Origin of the sequence: Paenibacillus sp. PCH8 (assembly GCF_002968835.1) — a bacterium.
GTDB lineage: Bacteria > Bacillota > Bacilli > Paenibacillales > Paenibacillaceae > Paenibacillus.
Map to the genome: position 1 here is coordinate 184,560 of NZ_PKQK01000002.1, position 20,074 is coordinate 204,633.

Annotated in this window: 19 protein-coding genes; 5 read left to right on the top strand and 14 right to left on the bottom strand. The window is 45.3% G+C overall.

Annotated elements, in window-relative coordinates; all coding sequences use genetic code 11:
• Window positions 1-50 precede the first annotated feature (50 nt).
• A complete protein-coding gene (locus C0Q44_RS13425) occupies window positions 51-1,481 on the bottom strand; it encodes a bifunctional metallophosphatase/5'-nucleotidase (RefSeq protein WP_105407831.1) in 1,431 nt (476 codons plus the stop codon).
• A 119-nt stretch (window positions 1,482-1,600) separates the two neighbouring features.
• Here C0Q44_RS13425 and C0Q44_RS13430 point away from each other — a divergent pair, with 119 nt between their 5' ends.
• Both C0Q44_RS13430 and C0Q44_RS13435 read left to right on the top strand, forming a co-directional pair.
• Window positions 1,601-2,347 (top strand): molybdenum cofactor biosynthesis protein, encoded by a 747-nt coding sequence (locus tag C0Q44_RS13430; RefSeq protein WP_105407832.1) that lies wholly within the window; start codon window positions 1,601-1,603, stop codon window positions 2,345-2,347.
• Between the two features lie 117 nt (window positions 2,348-2,464).
• On the top strand, window positions 2,465-3,514 hold the full coding sequence (locus tag C0Q44_RS13435) for an HD-GYP domain-containing protein (protein ID WP_105407833.1): 1,050 nt from the start codon (window positions 2,465-2,467) through the stop codon (window positions 3,512-3,514).
• Between the two features lie 135 nt (window positions 3,515-3,649).
• Here C0Q44_RS13435 and C0Q44_RS30200 read toward each other — a convergent pair whose 3' ends face one another.
• From C0Q44_RS30200 to C0Q44_RS13475, 9 genes are all read right to left on the bottom strand, one after another.
• Complete coding sequence (locus tag C0Q44_RS30200) at window positions 3,650-3,790, bottom strand: hypothetical protein (RefSeq protein WP_017689533.1); 141 nt, start codon at window positions 3,788-3,790, stop codon at window positions 3,650-3,652.
• A 135-nt stretch (window positions 3,791-3,925) separates the two neighbouring features.
• Complete coding sequence (locus tag C0Q44_RS13440; RefSeq protein ID WP_105407834.1) at window positions 3,926-4,669, bottom strand: M23 family metallopeptidase; 744 nt, start codon at window positions 4,667-4,669, stop codon at window positions 3,926-3,928.
• Between the two features lie 591 nt (window positions 4,670-5,260).
• Window positions 5,261-6,658, bottom strand: a complete 1,398-nt coding sequence (sufB, locus tag C0Q44_RS13445; RefSeq protein WP_105407835.1) for a Fe-S cluster assembly protein SufB — start codon at window positions 6,656-6,658, stop codon at window positions 5,261-5,263.
• Between the two features lie 20 nt (window positions 6,659-6,678).
• Complete coding sequence (gene sufU, locus C0Q44_RS13450) at window positions 6,679-7,110, bottom strand: Fe-S cluster assembly sulfur transfer protein SufU (RefSeq protein WP_105407836.1); 432 nt, start codon at window positions 7,108-7,110, stop codon at window positions 6,679-6,681.
• Window positions 7,100-8,320, bottom strand: coding sequence for a cysteine desulfurase (locus C0Q44_RS13455; RefSeq protein WP_105407837.1), 1,221 nt, complete (start codon window positions 8,318-8,320; stop codon window positions 7,100-7,102). The genes sufU and C0Q44_RS13455 overlap by 11 nt, the downstream gene beginning before the upstream one ends.
• Window positions 8,317-9,621, bottom strand: a complete 1,305-nt coding sequence (gene sufD / locus C0Q44_RS13460) for a Fe-S cluster assembly protein SufD (protein ID WP_105407838.1) — start codon at window positions 9,619-9,621, stop codon at window positions 8,317-8,319. Before sufD ends, C0Q44_RS13455 begins: the two co-directional genes overlap by 4 nt.
• Window positions 9,622-9,646: 25 nt before the next feature.
• Window positions 9,647-10,429 (bottom strand): Fe-S cluster assembly ATPase SufC, encoded by a 783-nt coding sequence (gene sufC, locus C0Q44_RS13465; RefSeq protein ID WP_105407839.1) that lies wholly within the window; start codon window positions 10,427-10,429, stop codon window positions 9,647-9,649.
• A gap of 368 nt (window positions 10,430-10,797) precedes the next feature.
• Window positions 10,798-11,373 carry a DUF1802 family protein gene (locus C0Q44_RS13470; protein ID WP_105407840.1) on the bottom strand — a complete coding sequence of 192 codons (576 nt, stop codon included), beginning with the start codon at window positions 11,371-11,373 and terminating at the stop codon, window positions 10,798-10,800.
• A gap of 125 nt (window positions 11,374-11,498) precedes the next feature.
• Window positions 11,499-11,960: a Dps family protein gene (locus C0Q44_RS13475; protein WP_105407841.1), complete on the bottom strand. Its 462-nt coding sequence runs from the start codon at window positions 11,958-11,960 to the stop codon at window positions 11,499-11,501.
• Window positions 11,961-12,256: 296 nt separating this feature from the next.
• On the opposite strand from C0Q44_RS13475, the gene mtnK reads away from it, so the two are divergent.
• The 3 genes from mtnK to C0Q44_RS13490 all read left to right on the top strand — a co-directional run bounded on the left by mtnK (window position 12,257) and on the right by C0Q44_RS13490 (window position 16,340).
• A complete protein-coding gene (gene mtnK, locus C0Q44_RS13480; RefSeq protein ID WP_105407842.1) occupies window positions 12,257-13,474 on the top strand; it encodes an S-methyl-5-thioribose kinase in 1,218 nt (405 codons plus the stop codon).
• 23 nt (window positions 13,475-13,497) lie between these two features.
• Window positions 13,498-14,571, top strand: a complete 1,074-nt coding sequence (gene mtnA / locus C0Q44_RS13485) for an S-methyl-5-thioribose-1-phosphate isomerase (RefSeq protein WP_105407843.1) — start codon at window positions 13,498-13,500, stop codon at window positions 14,569-14,571.
• A 209-nt stretch (window positions 14,572-14,780) separates the two neighbouring features.
• A complete protein-coding gene (locus C0Q44_RS13490; protein ID WP_105407844.1) occupies window positions 14,781-16,340 on the top strand; it encodes an IS1182 family transposase in 1,560 nt (519 codons plus the stop codon).
• A gap of 94 nt (window positions 16,341-16,434) precedes the next feature.
• Here the strand turns inward: C0Q44_RS13490 and C0Q44_RS13495 are convergent, their stop codons facing one another.
• The 4 genes from C0Q44_RS13495 to C0Q44_RS13510 form a co-directional block, all read right to left on the bottom strand.
• A complete protein-coding gene (locus C0Q44_RS13495; RefSeq protein WP_017689545.1) occupies window positions 16,435-16,737 on the bottom strand; it encodes a YunC family protein in 303 nt (100 codons plus the stop codon).
• Window positions 16,738-16,950: 213 nt separating this feature from the next.
• Window positions 16,951-17,565 carry a hypothetical protein gene (locus tag C0Q44_RS13500; protein WP_105407845.1) on the bottom strand — a complete coding sequence of 205 codons (615 nt, stop codon included), beginning with the start codon at window positions 17,563-17,565 and terminating at the stop codon, window positions 16,951-16,953.
• Between the two features lie 149 nt (window positions 17,566-17,714).
• Window positions 17,715-17,975: a hypothetical protein gene (locus tag C0Q44_RS13505; RefSeq protein WP_105407846.1), complete on the bottom strand. Its 261-nt coding sequence runs from the start codon at window positions 17,973-17,975 to the stop codon at window positions 17,715-17,717.
• A gap of 151 nt (window positions 17,976-18,126) precedes the next feature.
• A complete protein-coding gene (locus C0Q44_RS13510; protein WP_181150996.1) occupies window positions 18,127-20,073 on the bottom strand; it encodes a CBM96 family carbohydrate-binding protein in 1,947 nt (648 codons plus the stop codon).
• Window position 20,074 lies beyond the last annotated feature (1 nt).

The window sequence follows — 20,074 nt, forward strand, 5'->3', positions numbered from 1 at the left end:
AGATGTAATAACCACTAGCCGCCGCTTCAGCAGAAGGCAAGTCCTTTTATTTAGCTTTCACGCCAGCGGGACCGCAGGCTGTCATCCAGCGCCCCTGGTCGTTTTAATTCCTTTTCCAGCAAATCGCGTAGGAATTCCGGAAGATGGTAACGCGTACCGATTCCATGAGCCAGAGAAGGATACCCCACATTGAACGTAAACATATCCAGTGTTCCAACGATATACTCACATTGATCTTCCATAGGCTCCCCATTGATGTAGATCGCCTTAATTTTCTCATAGGCTGGCGCATGTGAATGATAATGAACTTCCATTCCGTCCATACACAACGTGCCGAGGAGTTGACCCCGAAAGCCGAATCCCACAATGGGTTTACCTGAATACTCGTCCAACAAGGACTGCTCAAGTGCTTCACGAATCTGATTTCCACTCAAGCATATTGTACAAGCATTTATAGGAGATGGACATAGGGAATGTAACATTCCTTTGGTAATATTTCCTTGCGGAAGATCTCCAAGAAGCTGACCCGCATTGACCAGAGACAGCTGCCCCCCTGTAAAATGACGAACGGCTTGCGCAAGCAAGGATCCAAAAGGCGATTCCCTGTCATAATGGATCGGCAGAATTCGGTCCGTCATTACAGCGGTTTGATCCAGTGCTCTCTCGGCTTCCGTTCGATTCGTAGCGATTGCGAGCGTCACGCGCTCATCCAGTAACATATTCCGGGCAGCAACACATCCGCTACTTACCAGTTGTATAGATCTTATGCCATTGCTTCGCTCCAGCACCACTTTCCCAAGCCATTGACCGAATTTTCCAGCTGCGCCCAGCACGGTCTGACCAATGACTAGCGGTTCTTCCAGAACATGATGTGTATGCCCGCCGAGGATAACATCAATGCCAGCAATCTGCTCTGCCAGTCTCCGGTCTGTCGAAAGTCCAAGATGAGAAAGAATAACCACGACATCCACTTCAAGGCGTAATGCTTCAACCTGAACTCTTAATGTCTCCACCGGGTCCAGAACATCCCATCCAAGTAGTTCATAGAACGTTGTGAAGGGCGCAGTAGCCCCCAGCAGACCAATGCGAAACGGACCTTTCTCCACGATCAGAAAAGGCTTCATCCATATTGGCGGAAGGCCGGTATCCTGTTCGACAACATTGCCGCACACTACAGGACAGAGAAGTCCAGAGTACGACTGCGCGAGCTGATCTGGCGTAAATGTCAGTCCTTCGTTGTTCCCGATGGTAATGGCATCATAACCAGTCAGATTGATTACATCGACATTAGCCGTGCCCAGCGTTCCTTCTGTCTCCACGGCCATCCGGTCCATATGATCACCTATATCCAACACAAGAATGTTTCCGCCTTGTTCACGTTCTTCATGGATCATAGCGGCGATGGTGCTCATGGAGCCGAAGTGACTATGGATGTCATTCGTGTGCAGAATCGTTAACGTTTCCTTTTCCCTGGTGCTCATCACACCGCCACCCCCGCTCTTCAATAAACGTACATTCTTCTAATAGATTAGCATAACATTTTCAGTGCCGTTATGATATATTTATAGGGTTTAGAGATAAAAAGAGGTGAGTCATTCATATGAAATTGACAATTCAACTATTTGCAGGCATCGCAGAACGCTTAAATACATCCCTTCTGGAGTATGAATATATCGGAAATGATCCTACGCCTGCCGAATTAAAAGAAAGACTGAGCCTGGCCTACCCCGAGGCAGCTTCTCAGATACGCACATCTTTTTTGGCAGTTAACCAGCAGTACGCTCCTGCCGATACTATACTCAAGTCAGAAGACGAACTTGCATTAATCCCTCCTGTCTCCGGAGGTGATGGCACACGTATACCCAAGCATCGTTCTGCTTCTCTTGAGCATCGAACTGAAGATGGGTTATTTCTGATTACAGAGTCCGCCTTGTCTGTGGAAGATACAACGGCGCTAGTGATTACTGCGAACCATGGGGCAGCCCTTACTTTTGTAGGTACGACCCGTGAAATGACTGGTGAACAGCGCACCATACATCTGGAGTATGAGGCCTATGTGCCGATGGCACTCTCTCAGATGGCAGCCATCGGTTCGGAAATTTCCGAACGTTGGCCTGGTGTGATGTGTGCAATTAGTCACCGAATCGGGAAGGTTGACGTGGCAGAGATCAGTGTTGTTATCGCTGTCTCCTCGCCTCATCGCAACGACTGTTATGACGCAAGTCGCTATGCCATTGAACGACTCAAACAGACGGTCCCCATCTGGAAAAAAGAAATGTGGGAAGATGGATCTGAATGGAAGGGTCACCAACTAGGACCCTGGAACCCAACCGACAAGAATCAATGAGCCATTTCACCTCTCTATTAGAGTGGGTGAATAGTAAATAAGTCGTTGTCAACCCATTTTTTTCTTGTTATTATAATCATATGTGTCGATATTAGTCGAGGAAAAGGTGGTTTATACGTGAGAGTGCATGTTACAGATCTTAAACCTGGAGACCTTTTAGAAAATGATGTATATAACAGCTCGGGTCTCCACATGCTGATGAAAGGTTCCTCTCTCAGTGAAGATGACATATCCAAGCTGTTACAACACGGAATCGATTACGCAGATGTAGAACACACAACATCCGACCTACACTCTGATGCACTAACCATACCTTCCGATCAAACACGTCTGTTAACTAAGCTGTTTAACGATACGATCAAAGGTACTGAGTCTCTGTTCCAACAAGCACTGGAGAAGGGCTTTATTGATGAGACACAGGTCGATGAGATTTTGATTGCCCTAACTGGACAGTTGGAAAAACAAAAAGACGTTGTTTCCCTGTTGCTGATGCTGGATGGGGATAACGATTACACCTACAACCATTCGTTACAAGTCGGAATGCTCGCTTTTTATATTGCCGGCTGGATGGGCTACAATCCCGAGGAATGTCTGACCGTAGCCAAAGCAGGATATCTACATGATATCGGCAAATCCAAGATTCCTTCTGAAATATTACATAAACCAGGTAAACTGACCACGGAAGAATTCGATGAGATGAAGAAACACACATTCTATGGATACGATATCATTAAAGAATCCACTCAGGATGAAATTCTGGCCACGGTTGCCCTCCAGCATCATGAACGTGAGGATGGAAGTGGTTATCCGCATGGACTCCAAGGTGAAGACATCCATCCATACGCCCGTATAACCGCTGTAGCGGATGTCTACAGCGCCATGACTACCAATCGGGTGTATCAGACCAAACAGGAGCTTATCTCTGTTCTGTGCGAACTGTACAGCCTTAGCTTTGGTCAGTTGAACGCCGAAGCAACTCAGGAACTCATCAAGCACATGCTGCCGAATTTTATCGGTAAACGAGTTCTGCTTACCACTGGACAGACAGGGTCAATTGTTATGAACAATCCTGCGGATTACTTCCGACCACTGGTTCAGACCTCTACGGCCTTTATCGATTTAGCGAAAGAAAGAGATATTGCTATCGTTGAAATTTATGTACAGTAAGTACTACTGCTCCGTTGTACAGAGCATCCTTATGAACTAATCCATACCAGAGTATACGGATTAGTTGTCGGCATACGTAAAAAGGGGAAGCCGTGATGGCTTCCCCTTTTTCTATTGCATTTGGTTCATGTTGGATTAAACGCAGAATGCTTTCGTGATGATAACCAACAGAATGAACAGTACCAAGATCGCACCCGTGTTCGTGAACATATTGTATCCGCCTACGCCGCCTACTCCGCCTACATTGCCCCCACAGCCATATCCTACTTCGCTCATGTGATTGCCTCCTCTTCATCAGGTATACCCTAACATATGACGTTTCCGAAGGAATGAACCGGGCGAAGTGGCAACATTCCATAATTGGTTGTCTGCCTGCCTGTCTGGAGTTCGGTCTGAAGTGTCAGCCTCTGGTTACTCCGTGTCCTTCGCAGTATTCTGTAAATCAGAATCTGAATGAACCTGCATCCCGTTCTCTTTGCGATACATAATAACAAGCATTCTCCAAAAATCATAACTGCCTGTATCGTTCATAATAAACGGACGATAATGATCGAACGCTTGCTCCGCCCAAGACGGGCAATCCATATTGGACGTTTGTTTCTGCTGTTGAATCCATTCCCCTTGAATCTTCAGCGTCTTCTGCATGGCGTTAAATATTTCCTTCTCCGCATGGGTCATTGGCAGAGCCCCCTGTTCCTGCGCTATAGATCCGTATTCGGACTTCAAATATGCTCCCGGCTCTAACACACCATCTTCGCTGGCTGTGTATCCATAGGAGGGCACACTAGTTTTACGCACCTCATAATGGACATGCGGGCCAGTACTCTGACCTGTACTACCCTGATTACCGATCTTCTCGCCTCGCTTTACCCTCTGTCCAACGGTTACCGCAATACGCGAAAGGTGAGCATAACAATGCAGATACCCCCGATGATCCTGTAGCGCCACTGTAAGTCCGTAGCCACCGAATCCTGAGCCTGTAAGCCCTTCAGAAGCAAATCGTACCGTTCCGTCCATAAAAGCATTGACGGGGCCGTTCCAAGGCTCTCTGACGAGATCAATTCCGCGATGAAAAGTCTGTCCACCATGAATGGGATGAATTCGATAGCCGAATGAACTTGTAATCCGATATCCCTCGAAAGGGTTCACGTTCATACACTCACATCCTTTTCTATCATTACATGCTTAAATCTATGAAATGGCTTGTGCTATTGGTCTTATTTTATTACAAAAAAACACCGCTCAGAATAGGTTTGGAAAAACCTTGCGGTCTCTCTAACATATATTCCAAGCGGCACAGCCATAGTGTAACGAACACTCTATGAGATATTTATATTATTATTTCATTTCAACGAATACTCACTCCGGTCCTGCTCTTTCATAAAAACCGTCTATATTCCACCCTGTTGGAACCTCAAGTTTAATGGTTCTCTTCATCCATTCTCGAACATGAGCAACTCTATATTGTCTGATGCACAGGTATTCCTTGTATCGGTATCCCCCAATACGATAACTGCGTTAGCATCCGAGTACTCCTTGGGGAATATATGTACCATTCATTAACAGAAGAATAAGTCAGCTCGCTTCATTTGTATTATCTGTACCCTTTTGCAACAAATAAAAATACCCCATAGAGAGACTTTATAAAGAGTCTGCTCTACAGGGTATACAATCACATGAAATGGATCTGCCGCTAACATCAGCAGCAAGGTTCAGCTTCACAGCTTCGAAGGGAACTGCATTGAATTAACCAATGGAGCCTTCCATTTCGAATTTGATCAATCTATTCATCTCAACGGCGTATTCCATTGGCAATTCCTTGGTGAATGGCTCAATGAAGCCCATGATAATCATCTGCGTAGCTTCTGCATCCGTCAGACCGCGGCTCATCAGGTAGAAGAGCTGATCCTCGGACACTTTGGATACCGTCGCTTCATGCTCCAGCATGATGTTATCGTTCATGATTTCATTGTAAGGAATCGTATCCGATGTGGACTCGTTATCGAGAATGAGTGTATCACATTTGATATTGGATTTTGCACCTTCCGCTTGACGTCCAAAGGATGCCAGACCACGGTACGTAACTTTACCACCATGTTTACTGATCGACTTGGATACAATCGTAGATGTTGTATCTGGAGCCAAGTGAATCATTTTCGCTCCTGCATCCTGATGCTGATTTTTACCAGCTACAGCGATGGACAACACAGAACCTTTTGCTCCACGGCCTTTCAGTACAACAGCTGGATATTTCATCGTCAGTTTGGAACCGATGTTACCATCGACCCATTCCATCGTTGCATTTTCTTCTGCAACCGCACGTTTGGTAACCAGGTTGTAGATGTTTGGTGCCCAGTTTTGAATCGTTGTGTAACGAACACGAGCATTTTTCTTACAAATGATTTCAACAACCGCACTGTGCAGAGAGTTCGTGCTGTAGATTGGAGCTGTACAGCCTTCTACATAGTGAACGAAGCTGTCTTCGTCTGCAATGATCAGTGTACGCTCGAATTGTCCCATATTCTCGGAGTTAATCCGGAAATAGGCTTGCAGAGGAACTTCACATTTAACGCCTTTTGGCACGTAGATGAAGCTTCCTCCAGACCATACCGCACTGTTCAGAGCCGCAAATTTGTTATCCGTTGGCGGGATAATCGTTGCGAAATATTCACGTAGGATTTCCGGATGCTCTCTAAGAGCTGTATCGGTATCCATGAAGATTACGCCCTGATCTTCCAATTCCTTTTGCATGTTGTGGTATACAACCTCGGACTCATACTGAGCCGATACACCTGCAAGGAACTTTTGCTCTGCTTCAGGGATACCCAATTTGTCAAAGGTTTCCTTGATTTCAGAAGGAACCTCTTCCCAAGTTTTCCCTTGCTTATCAGAAGCACGAACATAATATTGAATTTCATTGAAATCCAATCCGTCGAGATCTCCGCCCCATTGTGGCATTGGCATCTTTTCGAATTGTTTCAAAGATTTCAATCGGAATTCCAACATCCATTCCGGTTCGTCCTTAATTCGGGAAATTTCAGTAACGATCTCTGCAGTCAGACCTTTACCGGTTTTAAAGATGGATTGGTGTTCGTCACGAAAACCATATTTATACTCTTCCATTTCTGGTGCTTTTTTAGCCATCTTACTCTACCTCCCTATCGTTATTGTACTTTGTCCTCTTCGTCCATCCCTTTGCGTAGTGCATTCCAGGCCAGAGTGGCACATTTGATGCGTGCAGGGAACTTGTTCACACCGGATAGGGCTTCGAGATCTTCGTAATCGTCGAAATCGACTTCTTCACCTTTCATCAGTGAGGAAAAACGGTTAGCCATATCGAGTGCCTGTTCCATCGTTTTGCCTTTGACAGCCTCTGTCATCATCGATGCCGAGGACATGCTGATGGAGCAACCTTCACCCGTATATTTGGCTTCCTGAACGATTCCGTCTTTCAGCATAATTTGCAATGAAATCCGGTCGCCGCACGTTGGATTGTTCAGATTCACCGTGACAGCGTCATTATCAAATGTTCCGCGGTTACGCGGATTTTTGTAGTGGTCCATTATAACACGTCGGTAAAGATCATCAAGTTGCATCGCCAAAATACTCCTTTGTCTGAATTAAGGCGCTAACAAGCCGATCCACATCTTGTTCGTTATTGTATAGATAAAAACTGGCACGAGCGGTTGAGCTAACTTCAAGCCAGCGCATCAGCGGTTGACAGCAATGATGTCCGGCACGAATGGCTACACCACTCGCATCCAGTACCGTTGCCACATCATGAGGGTGAACATCACCCAGATTAAAGGTAACGACACCTACATGCCGCTTAGCCGGGCCATAGATGGTCAATCCGTCGATTTCTGACAGACGTTCCGTTGCATAAGCTGTCAGCACACTTTCATGATGTGCAATCTCATCCATACCAATCTGCTCCAGAAAATCGATGGCAGCCCCCAACCCTACCGCACCTGCGATAATTGGGGTTCCCCCTTCGAACTTCCAGGGAAGCTCTTTCCAGTTGGATTCGTACAGACCCACATCATCAATCATTTCACCGCCGAACTCAATCGGTTCCATGGACTCCAGCAGCGCCTTTTTGCCGTAGAGTGCACCAATTCCGGTTGGTCCGCACATTTTATGACCAGATAGTGCATAGAAATCACAATCCAGATCCTGTACATCCACCTTCATATGAGGTGAGCTTTGTGCACCATCAACGACAATCACAGCACCATTGCGATGTGCAATTTCAGCGATTTGTTTTACCGGATGGACTATGCCCATAACATTGGATACATAAGCGATTGCTACAACTTTCGTATTGTTCGTAATCGTCTTCTCGACATCAGCCAATTCGATATGACCATCTGGCTGAAGCGGAATGTATTTCAATGTCGCCCCTGTCTCCTTGGCCACTTGCTGCCAAGGAATCAGGTTGCTATGGTGTTCCATTTGCGTGATAACAATTTCATCGCCTTCTTTGCAATTGGCACGAGCGTAGGACGAAGCCACCAAGTTCAGGGCTGTCGTTGTCCCACGGGTGAAGATAATCTCCTGCGTACGGCGGGCATTGATAAACTTGGCTACCTTCTCACGCGCACCTTCGTAGGCGTCTGTTGCACGGCTTCCAAGGGTATGCACACCACGATGTACGTTGGAGTTCTCATACTCATAATAATGTTTGACTGCTTCAATCACAGCATGAGGTTTCTGTGAAGTTGCAGCACTATCTAAATATACGAGCGGGTGTCCGTTAATTTCCTGGTGGAGGATCGGGAACTGCTCGCGAATGGACGGGTTCATTGTCCGAGTTTCCGTTCAATGAGAGACTGCAATTGGGTACGCAGTGCTTCCAGAGGAATATCCGCCACCACCGGAGCCAAGAAGCCGTAAATGATCAGGCGTTCCGCATCCGTACGGTTAATTCCGCGCGACATCAAGTAATGAATCTGCTCGGCATTGACTTGACCCACAGAAGCCGCGTGACCTGCTGTTACATCGTCTTCATCAATAAGAAGGATTGGGTTGGCGTCTCCACGTGCTTTAGGGCTCAGCATCAATACTTTCTCAGTCTGCTGTCCATCAGCCTTCGTAGCGCCTTTCTCAATCTTCGTGATACCGTTAATGATTGCAGAAGCTTCTTCACGCATAACCGCACGTGTAATCATCTGACTTGGCGTGTTCTTGCCGAAGTGACGAGCTTCTGTAGTGTAATTGATTTTCTGGGAACCCGAACCAACAGCGATTACTTTGGAGTCAGAGCTTGATCCATTGCCTTTGAGCACAGTCATCGTGTTGCTCGCTGTATCGCCATTATTCATTTCACCAACAATCCACTCGATCGAAGCATCATTCTCTACAACTGCACGGCGGAATGAAACATCTGTTACATCTACGCTAAGTTGATGAACGGATGCATAGCGTACTTTGGCACCGGATTTCACGAATACTTCCACAACACCATTATGGAAAACAGGTGCAGACAGTTCGCCAGATACATAGTTATCCACATAAGTTACAGAACTATTCGCTTCAGCAATTACAAGCACGTGAGGTGCAAACGTTGCAGATGCATCATCTGTAAGTAACACGGCTTGCAGTGGCACTTCAATCTCGACATTCTTTGGAACATACAGGAAGACCCCGCCATTCCAAAGTGCAGCATGCAATGCAGCGAGGGAATGCTCATCTGCTTTCACCGCTGTGTTCAGATAAGGTTTTACCAAATCGCCATGTTCGCGAACTGCTGTAGCCAGATCCGTGAAGATAACTCCTTTTGCAGCCAGATCAGCAGACAACTTGGAGTATACTGCACCGGAATTGCGCTGGATAACCAGACTACCTTCAGCTTGATCCTGAACCAATTCTTTAATAGAAGCGGGTACTTCTGTCAAAGAAGAAATAGCCTCACTTGCTTTATATGTGCCGTACTCGCTGACATTCCAGCGTTCGATTTTTTGTTTTTCCAGTTTAGGAAGCGCAAGCCCGCTCGCAAGCGTTAAAGCTTCGAGCCGCTGTTCGGTCAACCAGCCGGGTTCATTGTTACTTTCCGACAAGGCGCGAAGCGCTTCAGATTCAACCGGAAGAATTGTTTGTGTAGTCATTGATTAATCCTCCTCCGTTTTGTCTTTACGCTTCTTGGCCTACAGTTTCGTCTGTAATTCCCAGCTCTGCCTTTACCCAGTCATACCCTTCCGCTTCCAGACGGTGAGCCAATTCAGGTCCGCCGGATTTCACGATACGACCTTGCATCATTACGTGAACATAGTCAGGCGTAATGTAGTTCAACAGACGTTGGTAGTGAGTGATGATCAGGAAACCACGATCTTCGCTCTTCATAGCGTTCACACCGTCAGCCACGATTTTCAGAGCATCGATGTCCAGACCGGAGTCAATTTCATCAAGTACTACGATTTTCGGGTCAAGCAGCATCATTTGGAGAATCTCGTTACGTTTTTTCTCACCACCGGAGAAACCTTCATTCAGGTAACGGTGAGCGAACTCAGGGTTCATGTCGAGTTCTTTCATTTTACCTTCCATTTGACGAATGAACTTGATCAGTGAGATCTCGTTACCTTCGCCACGACGTGCGTTAATTGCACTACGCAAGAAGTCGGAGTTAGTTACACCCGCAATTTCACTTGGATATTGCATAGCCAGGAAAAGACCTGCACGTGCGCGCTCATCTACAGCCATATCCAGTACATCTTCACCATCAAGTGTGATTGTACCCTCTGTTACTTCATATTTAGGATGGCCCATCAAAGCAGATGCCAGGGTTGATTTACCTGTTCCGTTCGGACCCATGATTGCGTGGATTTCTCCACCTTTCATTTCCAGATTGATGCCTTTCAGGATTTCCTTACCTTCGATCGTCGCTTTCAAACCTTCAATGACGAAATTCGTAGCCATGTGTATTGTTTCCCTCCATTGATTAAATTGATGTGTACTGTCGAAAACGAAAAAGCGCCTATTATATCTGAACAGGGCTTCCCCTGAATTTCTCCTGTGCTCCAATCTCCAAAGTAAAAATCACTTTAGAATAATTCTAAACTGATTCTCAATGATAATCAAGTCATTTCCTACGATCTCTTGTCCCATATAGGAAACATTATTCTACCTGATTCTATCTTAAAAGCCCGTTTGAATCAAATTAGAAAACATCGCCGTCAGAAATAGACAGTGAGAAAAATCACAGAAAATCAAGCTTTTATTGCAGCTTCTACTCTCAACCAAAAAGGACTTATCCATATCATGGACAAGTCCTCCCGTTAATAACATTACATTTTAAGCGTTTCGTTAATCTTCTGTACCTGTTCGTCAAAATCCGCAACGTCCACCACCGGCGTCATTTCGCGCGGCACCGGACCATTCGGAATGGAAATCCATGAGCGGCAACCATTATATTCAGACAATACTGGAATCTCCATCGGTTCATTCAAAAGGTACACACGTAAAATCAATACATGGAGCGGATCTTTCCGTTTCCATTTCAGGCGGTCTTCAGCCAAATCCGCTGTCCACATATGAAAGTCAAGAAGTCGATCCAGCATCTCCTGATCTCGTATCTCCAGATCCTGCGTTACTTCAGCATATGCCGTAATGCGGATTGTCGAAGCTTCGGGCACCCATTCGGCCAATGATTCCTCAACATAGGAATGATCCGAGGACTTAATCAGTTCTTTACGCTGATGTTCATAAGTCGGATACAAGTAAAACGCTGGACTTTTCAGCTCAAAATGTCGGGTTTCCTCCACAATCCCACCTTTGCGCATCACCATAATCTGGCGACCACTTTCCAGTGCTTTAATTGTAGAGGCCCATTCTTTCAAAGCCGGTATCGTTGTTTCTAACATAAGCGGTTCCCTCCCCAACGTTCTTGTCAGCAGTATAGACGCTTAGGGCGTATCTGACAACATGGTCCGGGATCAGGAGGCTAAGGTAAGAGACATACTTAAAATAGGCCTAGAAGATGGATATATTAACCCAGGAAAGAGCGCAGCATCCACATATGTTTCTCCAGATTTGCCTTGAAACCTGTCAGCATGTCGGATGTTGGTTGATCTTCAGCTGCATCTGCAACTTCGATCCCTTCCTGATACTCGTTTGAGAGTGTAGCAAAGTCTTCAATCAGGTTTTGTACCATCGTTTTGGCGTCTTCACCACCTGCTGCTTCCTGAATTGAAGAAAGCTCCAGATACTCTTTCATTGATGCTGCCGGGCTACCTTTCAAGGTAAGAATACGTTCAGCAATCTCATCCATTTGAACCGTAACTTCGTTATAGAACTCTTCAAATTTTACATGCAAAGTAAAAAAGTTCGGGCCTTTTACATACCAGTGATAGTTATGGATTTTGACATACAGTACGTTCAGGTTAGCCACCTGACGATTAAGTACTTGTTCCACCGATTTTGCTTGATCTGTTTTGTTTTTTGTAGCCATATTTATCCCATCCTTTTATTAAAATTAGTCTGTTACGCATAATGGAGCAGGTCACCCTGCAGACATAACAGAGAGTTAACAATGTGTCACCGCTTGTTGCGGAGAGGCTTGCCCGGCATGATTTCTACCAACCGTCCGGCCTATTTATTTTTACCCTTGAACTAGAAGTTCGAATCAGAATGCACTTTGCTTGTCTCAAAAAAAAGTACAAAAATCACGCTTTTTCCGATATACTGACATATACCAAGCAAAGAAGTGGGTTTTCCTGTTTCTTCATATATATGGAGGTGGCACCTTTGTCTCAATATCACCCTTTAAACCCCCAGGATGCAATCGAACTGGCCAAAACATTACCGGGTCCATTTGCGGCAGATGCGAATCTGGATTGTCATGAGATCGGCGACGGCAATCTGAATTTGGTATTCCACATCACGGATCAGAACTCCGATAAAAGTATCATTATCAAACAGGCGCTTCCTTATGCGAAAGTGGTTGGAGAATCATGGCCACTCTCTCTGGTACGTGCCCGAATTGAACGTGAAATTCTTCAGGAAGAGTATCGTCTGTGTCCAGGGATGGTACCGGAAGTGTATCATTACGATGATGACCTCGCGTTAACGGTTATGGAAGATCTAAGTGATCATGTAATCATGCGTAAAGGCCTGATTGAAGGTGTTACCTACCCTCTTTTTGCACAACATATTGGGGAATTCATGGCAAGAACGCTGTTCTTCACATCCGACTTGGGCATGAATCAGCAATTGAAGAAGGAACAACAGGGTCGATTTATCAATCCCGATCAATGCAAAATAACGGAAGACCTGATCTTTGATGAACCCTATCGGATTGCACCAAATAACAACTATGATGAAGCAATTGAAGATGAAGCCGAGGCGCTTCGTTCGGATGGAGCACTTCATCTTGAAGTGGCTTTGCTGCGTGAAAAATTCCTGACGCATAGCCAAGCATTGCTTCATGGAGATCTGCACACCGGCAGCATTTTCGTCACACCTGAATCGACCAAAGTTATCGATCCCGAATTTGCATATTACGGTCCCATGGGATTCGATGTCGGCGCAGTTCTTGCGAACCTGCTGCTGAACTATGTGTCTCTACCAGGGTGGATTCAGGATGAGCCTGCTTTGCGCGAGCGTGAAGTACTTTTGCTGGATATGATTCGTGATGTATGGACTGAATTTGAATCCCGTTTCCGTGCGCTCTGGGCTACTGATCTGGTTGATCCACTGGCGAAAACGCCTGGGTATCAGGATCTCTATGTACAGCAATTATTCAGAGATAGCGTAGGTTTTGCTGGCGCAAAAATGGTCCGCCGTATTGTTGGTCTTGCCCACGTGGCGGACATCGATACTATTGCGGATGGAACGGAACGCGAACACGCTCAGCGCAAGGCTCTGGCTGTCGGCAAAGCGCTCATTAAGAGCCATCGCCGCGTGAATACGATTGGTGAAGTACTAGACACTGTGTCTACAGCTGTCTCTGGCGTTAAAGCCTAAATTAAGGAACGGAGGAACTATCCATGACAACTCTTGAACATCAGCCTCTTTCCTCTCTGAACTGGAAAAAGGACAAGCTTGAAATGCTTGACCAGCGTCTGTTACCCGAAACGATTCTTATGCTGAAACTGTATACACCCGAGGAGGTATGGGAATCCATCCACTCCATGAAAGTACGCGGTGCTCCTGCGATTGGCATTGCTGCTGCATTCGGTGTCGTATTGGGTGCCAAATCCTATGACGGAACGACCGTTCAAGGATGGCTTGATCACGTAAAATCCATTTGTGCTCATCTGGCTACTTCCCGTCCAACGGCTGTGAACCTGTTCTGGGCACTGGATCGCATGATGCTAAAAGCAAGTGCTCTCGTTGAATCCGGCATGAGTCTGGAAGAGAGCAATGCTGTTCTTGAAGCAGAAGCTCTATTGATTCAGAAGGAAGACGAAGAAGTATGCCGCATGATCGGTGAGAATGCACTGCCTTTGTTCGAAGATGGTATGGGTGTGCTCACCCACTGTAATGCTGGCGGACTGGCCACTGCAAAATACGGTACGGCAACGGCTCCAATGTACCTTGCTCAGGAACGTGGCATGCATCTTAAAATATTTGCCGACGAGACTCGTCCTGTACTTCAGGGCGCACGTCTGACTGCATTTGAGTTACAGCAAGCCGGCATTGACGTTACGCTGATCTGCGATAACATGGCGGGCATGGTGATGTCCAAAGGCTGGATTCAAGCCGTTATCGTAGGAACAGACCGCGTTGCTGCGAATGGCGATGTGGCTAACAAAATCGGAACCTACAGCGTGGCAGTGCTTGCCAAGGCTCACAATATTCCGTTCTATGTAGCTAGCCCGTTGTCCACCATCGACTTGTCCACTCCATCCGGAGACCTGATTCCGATTGAGGAACGTGCTGCGGAGGAAGTGACCGAAGGATTTGGCAAACGTACTGCACCGCAAGGTGTTAAAGTATTCAATCCGGCGTTTGACGTAACTCCTAACGAATATGTAACAGCTATCATTACGGAGAAAGGCGTTGTTCGCGCTCCTTTCCAAGAAAACTTGGCTGCCTTGTTCGCGAAGGAAGAGGCTTAACTTTATAAGCGTATTTAAGAAGAGTTCGTGTAGTATAGAGTTAGTGGTTACGATGTGCCAGGCTCTGCATTACGACGCTAAAGGAGGGGCTGTCCCATAAGTCATAAAAATGGCTAGGGACAGCCCTGTTTTCTAAATTGTAAAACAAAAAGAAACCGCTCCTTGGTAAAATGGAAGTACGACCCACCATTTGAAAGGAGACGGTTTCTTTGTACATTCAATATACCATGGATCAACTTTTCTTGCCAATGGATTTGGAGACAGATATCCCCGAAAATCACATCGTTCGTGTCGTGAATGACGCAGTCAACCGCCTGAGCGATTCCATTTTTAATGCGGCGTATCCTGGCGGGGGCCGCCATAGTTACCACCCCAAAATGCTCACTAAAATCATCATCTACGCCTACACCCAGCGAATCTATTCTTCCCGACAAATCGCCAAGGCGGCTCGGGAAAACATCATGTTTATGTGGCTCGCCGGGCGACAACAGCCGGATTTTCGGACCATTAATCGCTTCCGTTCCGAGCGGATGAAAGAAGTGCTGGAAACCGTGTTTACCCATATACTGGAGTTGCTTGTTCAGGAGCAATACGTATCCTTGGAACACTACTTTCTGGACGGAACCAAGCTTGAAGCGAATGCGAATCGGTACACCTTCGTCTGGAAAAAGGCTGTCGTCAAGTACCAGGCCAAGCTGCAAGAAAAAGTACATACCCTGTTCCAAGCCATCGAAGCGGCCGAAAGTGAAGAAGATGCGCTCCACGCGGGTACAGACCTCCCTGAGCTCGGGGAAGCTTCCGCACTCACGGCAGAAAAGGTGGAAAAAGCGGTTCAGCAACTGGAGGAATCTTTACAAGAAAAACCGAAAAACAAAATCGTAAAGAAAGCCGTGCGCCAGTTACGCAAAGACTTGCTACCGCGGCTGCAAAAGTATGAGCACCAGATCCAAACCGCAGGGGAGCGGAATAGCTATAGCAAAACCGATCCGGACGCAACGTTCATGCGAATGAAAGAAGATCATATGCGAAATGGTCAATTGAAGCCAGGGTACAATGTGCAGATTGGAACGGAAAACCAATTTATTTTGGGTTACACGGTGCACCAGCGACCGACAGACACGAAATGTCTGAAGCCCCATCTCGATCATTTAGAAGAAACGCTCGGCAAAAAACCGAAGACTGTCATTGCCGATGCAGGATATGGAAGCGAAGAAAATTACAGCTATTTCGAAGAGAACAACATCCAAGCGATCGTCAAATACGGGACGTACCATAAGGAGAAAACGAGGGCCTTTCAGCAAGCGATTGGCAAAGTGGATCACTGGAGCTACAACGAAACGGAAGATTCATGGAGCTGTGCGGCCGGGAAGACGTTACGTTTTCGGTACGAAAGCGAGACGGTCACGGAAAGTGGTTACACGATTCGTACCCGCCATTATCGAAGTGAAGATTGTAGTGCATGTCCTCTGAAAGCAACATGCACCAAAGCCAAAGGAAATCGGGAGATCGCGATCAGTCTGACCTATATGCGGCAAAAAAACGAGATGCGGGAACGACTGCGCAGTGAGGAAGGATACACCCTTTCCGTTCGGCGCATGACGGAGCCGGAGAGTGTGTTTGGACAAATCAAAAACAACCGGGGATTCCGAAGATTCCTGCTTCGCGGCTTGCAAAAAGTAAGCCTGGAGGTCGGGTGGCTTTGCCTTGCCCACAATCTGCTTAAAAAAGCCGCAATGACGGAAAAACGCAAAAAGGACAAAGCAGGATAAACCTCTGCTTTGTCCTTTTTTGAACGTATGAGTGTTATTTCTTTTTGACATTACGCTTTTTAAGGGCTTTTGAGACAGCCCCTTTTGTTATTGATTAAATCATTTTTAACAAAGCCTCTACACCTGTCATGCCAACTGTAATGCCCATGGCCTCGGCTTCTGTTGTCACCGACTCCATAGGTGCGTGCAGCAACTGCTCCAGTGTACGCACACCAACTGCCCGAGCTGCAATAATTTTGCGATCTCCAAGCTTCTCATTAAGTAATCCCACGTCGAGTGCTCCGCACATGATATATCCTTTGGATGTATTAATGGTCAGCAACGTTGTTTTGGGCAGCTTGACTTCTACCCCAACCAATACATGCTCTCCAACTACAATAGGCTCCATTGTCACCATAATTTCCCGATCCACCTCCTCTTCCACAGGTCACGATAATTGTATGCCTCATTCTGGATTGTCGTGTGGACACCTGCCGTGTTTGAGAAAATGTAGGTACTTCCAGTTCAAGTACTGTTGGTAATTCTCCTCTCAGACTTAGATAGTAGAAATATGCTTTCTTTGAAATATAAAAAAGCCACCTCAGAAATGAGGTAGCTCTCATAATAATCGTTAATATTTTTGAGCGTCTATAAGTTCATCAAGGTCATACTTCAAATTATAATCTGTGTATATTACTCTAAGTCTTACAGCATCAGTAACCCTAGCCAACATCAAACTAATACTGGTTTTTTTCTTGTCAATTACCCAATTAGATTCGAGAGCAATAGCACCCGCGACTAAATCTTTTTCTACGTCTTCACTATCATAAAGTACTCGTTTCCCACTTGGAGTTAAACCATCTTTGAAGTTAATTGAACCATCATATTCGTCTAAGAGATCGCGTTTTATACTAAAGTATTTATAGTACTTATCCATAGTAGTTTTCTTATAATCATTAGGGTAAATCTCGTATACTGCACGTACTAATTTGTTATTATAGAATATGTATACTAGTTTCGCGTTCACTCTGAATCCCGTTGTTTTGTACTCCAATAACGAGATATCTTTTATTTTTGATTGATCTAGCAATTTCGACTTCTCTTTCTTTTTGACCTGGTTAACAGTCATGCCCCAATTAACATTTTTAAAATCATACTTAGTAGCTGCTGTTGCTGGTGCGGGTGCATATGTAGTTGAAACGACAAACAATAATAAAGCTAAAAACGATAAAACCAATTTCTTCATATGTAGACCTCTCCTCCTAAATTATGGAATGATTATACCATGCCAAAAGGAGCCGGTCTATTGGATTCGATAGGAGGGATTAGAACGCAGGGAATAAACGCCATAATAAAAAGCCACCCTCACCCAAGGTGAGTCACATTTGGCCTACCTTAAAACGTATGCTCATCATTCTTTAGTCGCCTTATCTCCGTCAACTCTCTTCTAATTCCCAATATACGTCTATGAAGTACACTTCGGTCTATTGATTCAACTACCGACTTTTTGAACTGGACATCTAATTCACTTAATTGCTCCTGAGCTAGTTTCTTTTTATGTATTGGTTTAACTTGAAGTTTTTTAGTTTCAGGCTTGATAGGCTTCAATCTCTTCTGCTTCATAATCTGTTCAAATACGCTGTCCTCTTGATGCATGGTATTCATTCCTTAATGTGTGATGAACATATTGTAACACAACGAGAAGACAACTGTTAGACGAACGACAAAGTACAGCCGGTTAGAGTTGGGCATGAGCCTAAACGCAAAAAAAAGAGGGCTAATGCCCTCTTTTGATAGTGTAATCATTTTATAGAATGTAAAAATAAGCTTGATTCCCTGGACTCTTCACCATCACTGTGGTCACTATATCACTAGCATCCCGTTTACGAATACTTGCGATTGAATCTAACTCTTCACTCCCAATAACCCTTGGTAGGACATATGCAGCCAGATCAGGCTTGGAAATTGTCAGTTCATTAGCCATATCGACAATCTGTCTCACATCTACTGTAGACTGCATATCCTTCCACTCTCGTACCTGAAGGTAGCTATCCAAGTATTCTCTTTCCTTGATACTAATGTGGCCATCCAGAACATCCATATACTTAATCTCAATACTGGAAAGTACTTCCGGTCTGGAGACATACAGTTGCCCAGGCTGTTCTTCCAAATAAGGAATCTCAAGACTGCCTGCCCTCTCATCATGATCTAATGCTCTGACTTGAAGAACACTATTCAGATCAGGCTTACTAACCATAATCTCTGAAATTACAGTCGAATCACCGTCGTACATGACCTTTAGCAAAGACCCCAACGTTGAAGTAGCTTTTATATAATTGGACACTTCCAATGATGCATGAAGATCAGGTATGGATACAATTAAACTCGTATCCCGTCCATCATGGAACAACTGTGATATCGTTAACGTACTGACCAGAGACACTTGTCTATCTACCGTAATAACTGAAAATAAGTCAGGATGAGAAACTGCGATTTCTACAGTTTTTTCGTCGTCCAGACCTGTTCTGACGGCAAGGTTACCGTCTGTATCCTTAGTTGTTCGTATAGCAGTAATGAACTGCGAATGAAGCTCGGGTTTAGAAACAACAACCCATGTTTCCCTCTCTTCTGTCCTACTTTCAACAATAGAAATGTTCGAATCCAGTTCCGCATCTATACGTTTAGCTACAGTCAGGTCTACATCCAGATCCGGACGGCTGACCGCGATGACTTGAGGTATATCATGATGCATGTGATCCTCATAGCGATGGACGTACAACTGAGATTTGAGCCAATCCAGCCCAATATCACTGTGTACAACTAACGTTGAAGCTATATCCTTGCGACCTGCACCATAAATAAAAACTTCACTTCCGATTTCAGTTCGACCGATGGAATAGATCTGAGAAGTGATATATTTGATCTGCAAAACAGGTGGTTTGGAAGACTCACGAGTGTTGAAATATATCGGTGTGTTACCGCTAGACTGAATGATCATTCCAACATTCGAAAGAATGCCTTCTCTCCACATTTGAAGTAATGCCATCATATCAAACTCAACATAACGTTCAGTCTGATCCACGATATAACTGGACGATAAGAGCTGAATGGACTGAGGTCTGTTCGCATAAGTAATCCCGTACTCCCGCCACAGTGTATCAGGCTGATGCAACTCAATATGTGCTCCAGGTGCCAGAGTTCCCGTGTAATATAACCTCAATTTAGCTACTTCCAGATATAACAGATCAGGTATTCTGGTATCCAGATCACCGAAATGTATAAACGATTCGAATTGCTCCATCTCGTCTCTGCCGATCATCATACGCTGTGTATCACCAAAGTTGATCGTCTGTAAGTGAGTTTGACTTCGCGTGGTTGCATCAGCAACAGGCTTTAGGCTAACAGTCACACGAGGTGCTTCCAGCAATTCATATTTGCCGTGTGCACGATTATGTGGCCGAACATACAACATACCTTCAAGATCAACTTTGGACGCTGCTTGAATGGTTGCGCTCAGATCTCCTTGTGCCTTGTACATCACATATAGCGAATTGTTCAATTCCTGTGACCGTCTGACACGTACGGAGACACTGGAGTCGATCTCGGACACTTTTCTAGTAGCAGCTATTAGGGTCGAAGGCAGTTCTTCATCTACCTGATTGTACAGGATATACTTTGCTGCAAAACGATTCTCTGGACTTTTAATATGTATATAACTATCTAATGGAGTCTCCCCGCTGTTAATTTCACTCACT

Coding starts and splice junctions, on each gene's coding strand:
- C0Q44_RS13500 (WP_105407845.1), bottom strand. CDS start 17,565: ATGAAGAAATTGGTTTTATCGTTTTTAGCTTTATTATTGTTTGTCGTT.
- C0Q44_RS13470 (WP_105407840.1), bottom strand. CDS start 11,373: ATGTTAGAAACAACGATACCGGCTTTGAAAGAATGGGCCTCTACAATT.
- C0Q44_RS13425 (WP_105407831.1), bottom strand. CDS start 1,481: ATGAGCACCAGGGAAAAGGAAACGTTAACGATTCTGCACACGAATGAC.
- C0Q44_RS13495 (WP_017689545.1), bottom strand. CDS start 16,737: ATGGTGACAATGGAGCCTATTGTAGTTGGAGAGCATGTATTGGTTGGG.
- C0Q44_RS13505 (WP_105407846.1), bottom strand. CDS start 17,975: ATGCATCAAGAGGACAGCGTATTTGAACAGATTATGAAGCAGAAGAGA.
- sufC (WP_105407839.1), bottom strand. CDS start 10,429: ATGGCTACGAATTTCGTCATTGAAGGTTTGAAAGCGACGATCGAAGGT.
- sufU (WP_105407836.1), bottom strand. CDS start 7,110: ATGCAACTTGATGATCTTTACCGACGTGTTATAATGGACCACTACAAA.
- sufD (WP_105407838.1), bottom strand. CDS start 9,621: ATGACTACACAAACAATTCTTCCGGTTGAATCTGAAGCGCTTCGCGCC.
- C0Q44_RS13475 (WP_105407841.1), bottom strand. CDS start 11,960: ATGGCTACAAAAAACAAAACAGATCAAGCAAAATCGGTGGAACAAGTA.
- C0Q44_RS13455 (WP_105407837.1), bottom strand. CDS start 8,320: ATGAACCCGTCCATTCGCGAGCAGTTCCCGATCCTCCACCAGGAAATT.
- C0Q44_RS13440 (WP_105407834.1), bottom strand. CDS start 4,669: ATGAACGTGAACCCTTTCGAGGGATATCGGATTACAAGTTCATTCGGC.
- C0Q44_RS30200 (WP_017689533.1), bottom strand. CDS start 3,790: ATGAGCGAAGTAGGATATGGCTGTGGGGGCAATGTAGGCGGAGTAGGC.
- C0Q44_RS13430 (WP_105407832.1), top strand. CDS start 1,601: ATGAAATTGACAATTCAACTATTTGCAGGCATCGCAGAACGCTTAAAT.
- sufB (WP_105407835.1), bottom strand. CDS start 6,658: ATGGCTAAAAAAGCACCAGAAATGGAAGAGTATAAATATGGTTTTCGT.
- mtnA (WP_105407843.1), top strand. CDS start 13,498: ATGACAACTCTTGAACATCAGCCTCTTTCCTCTCTGAACTGGAAAAAG.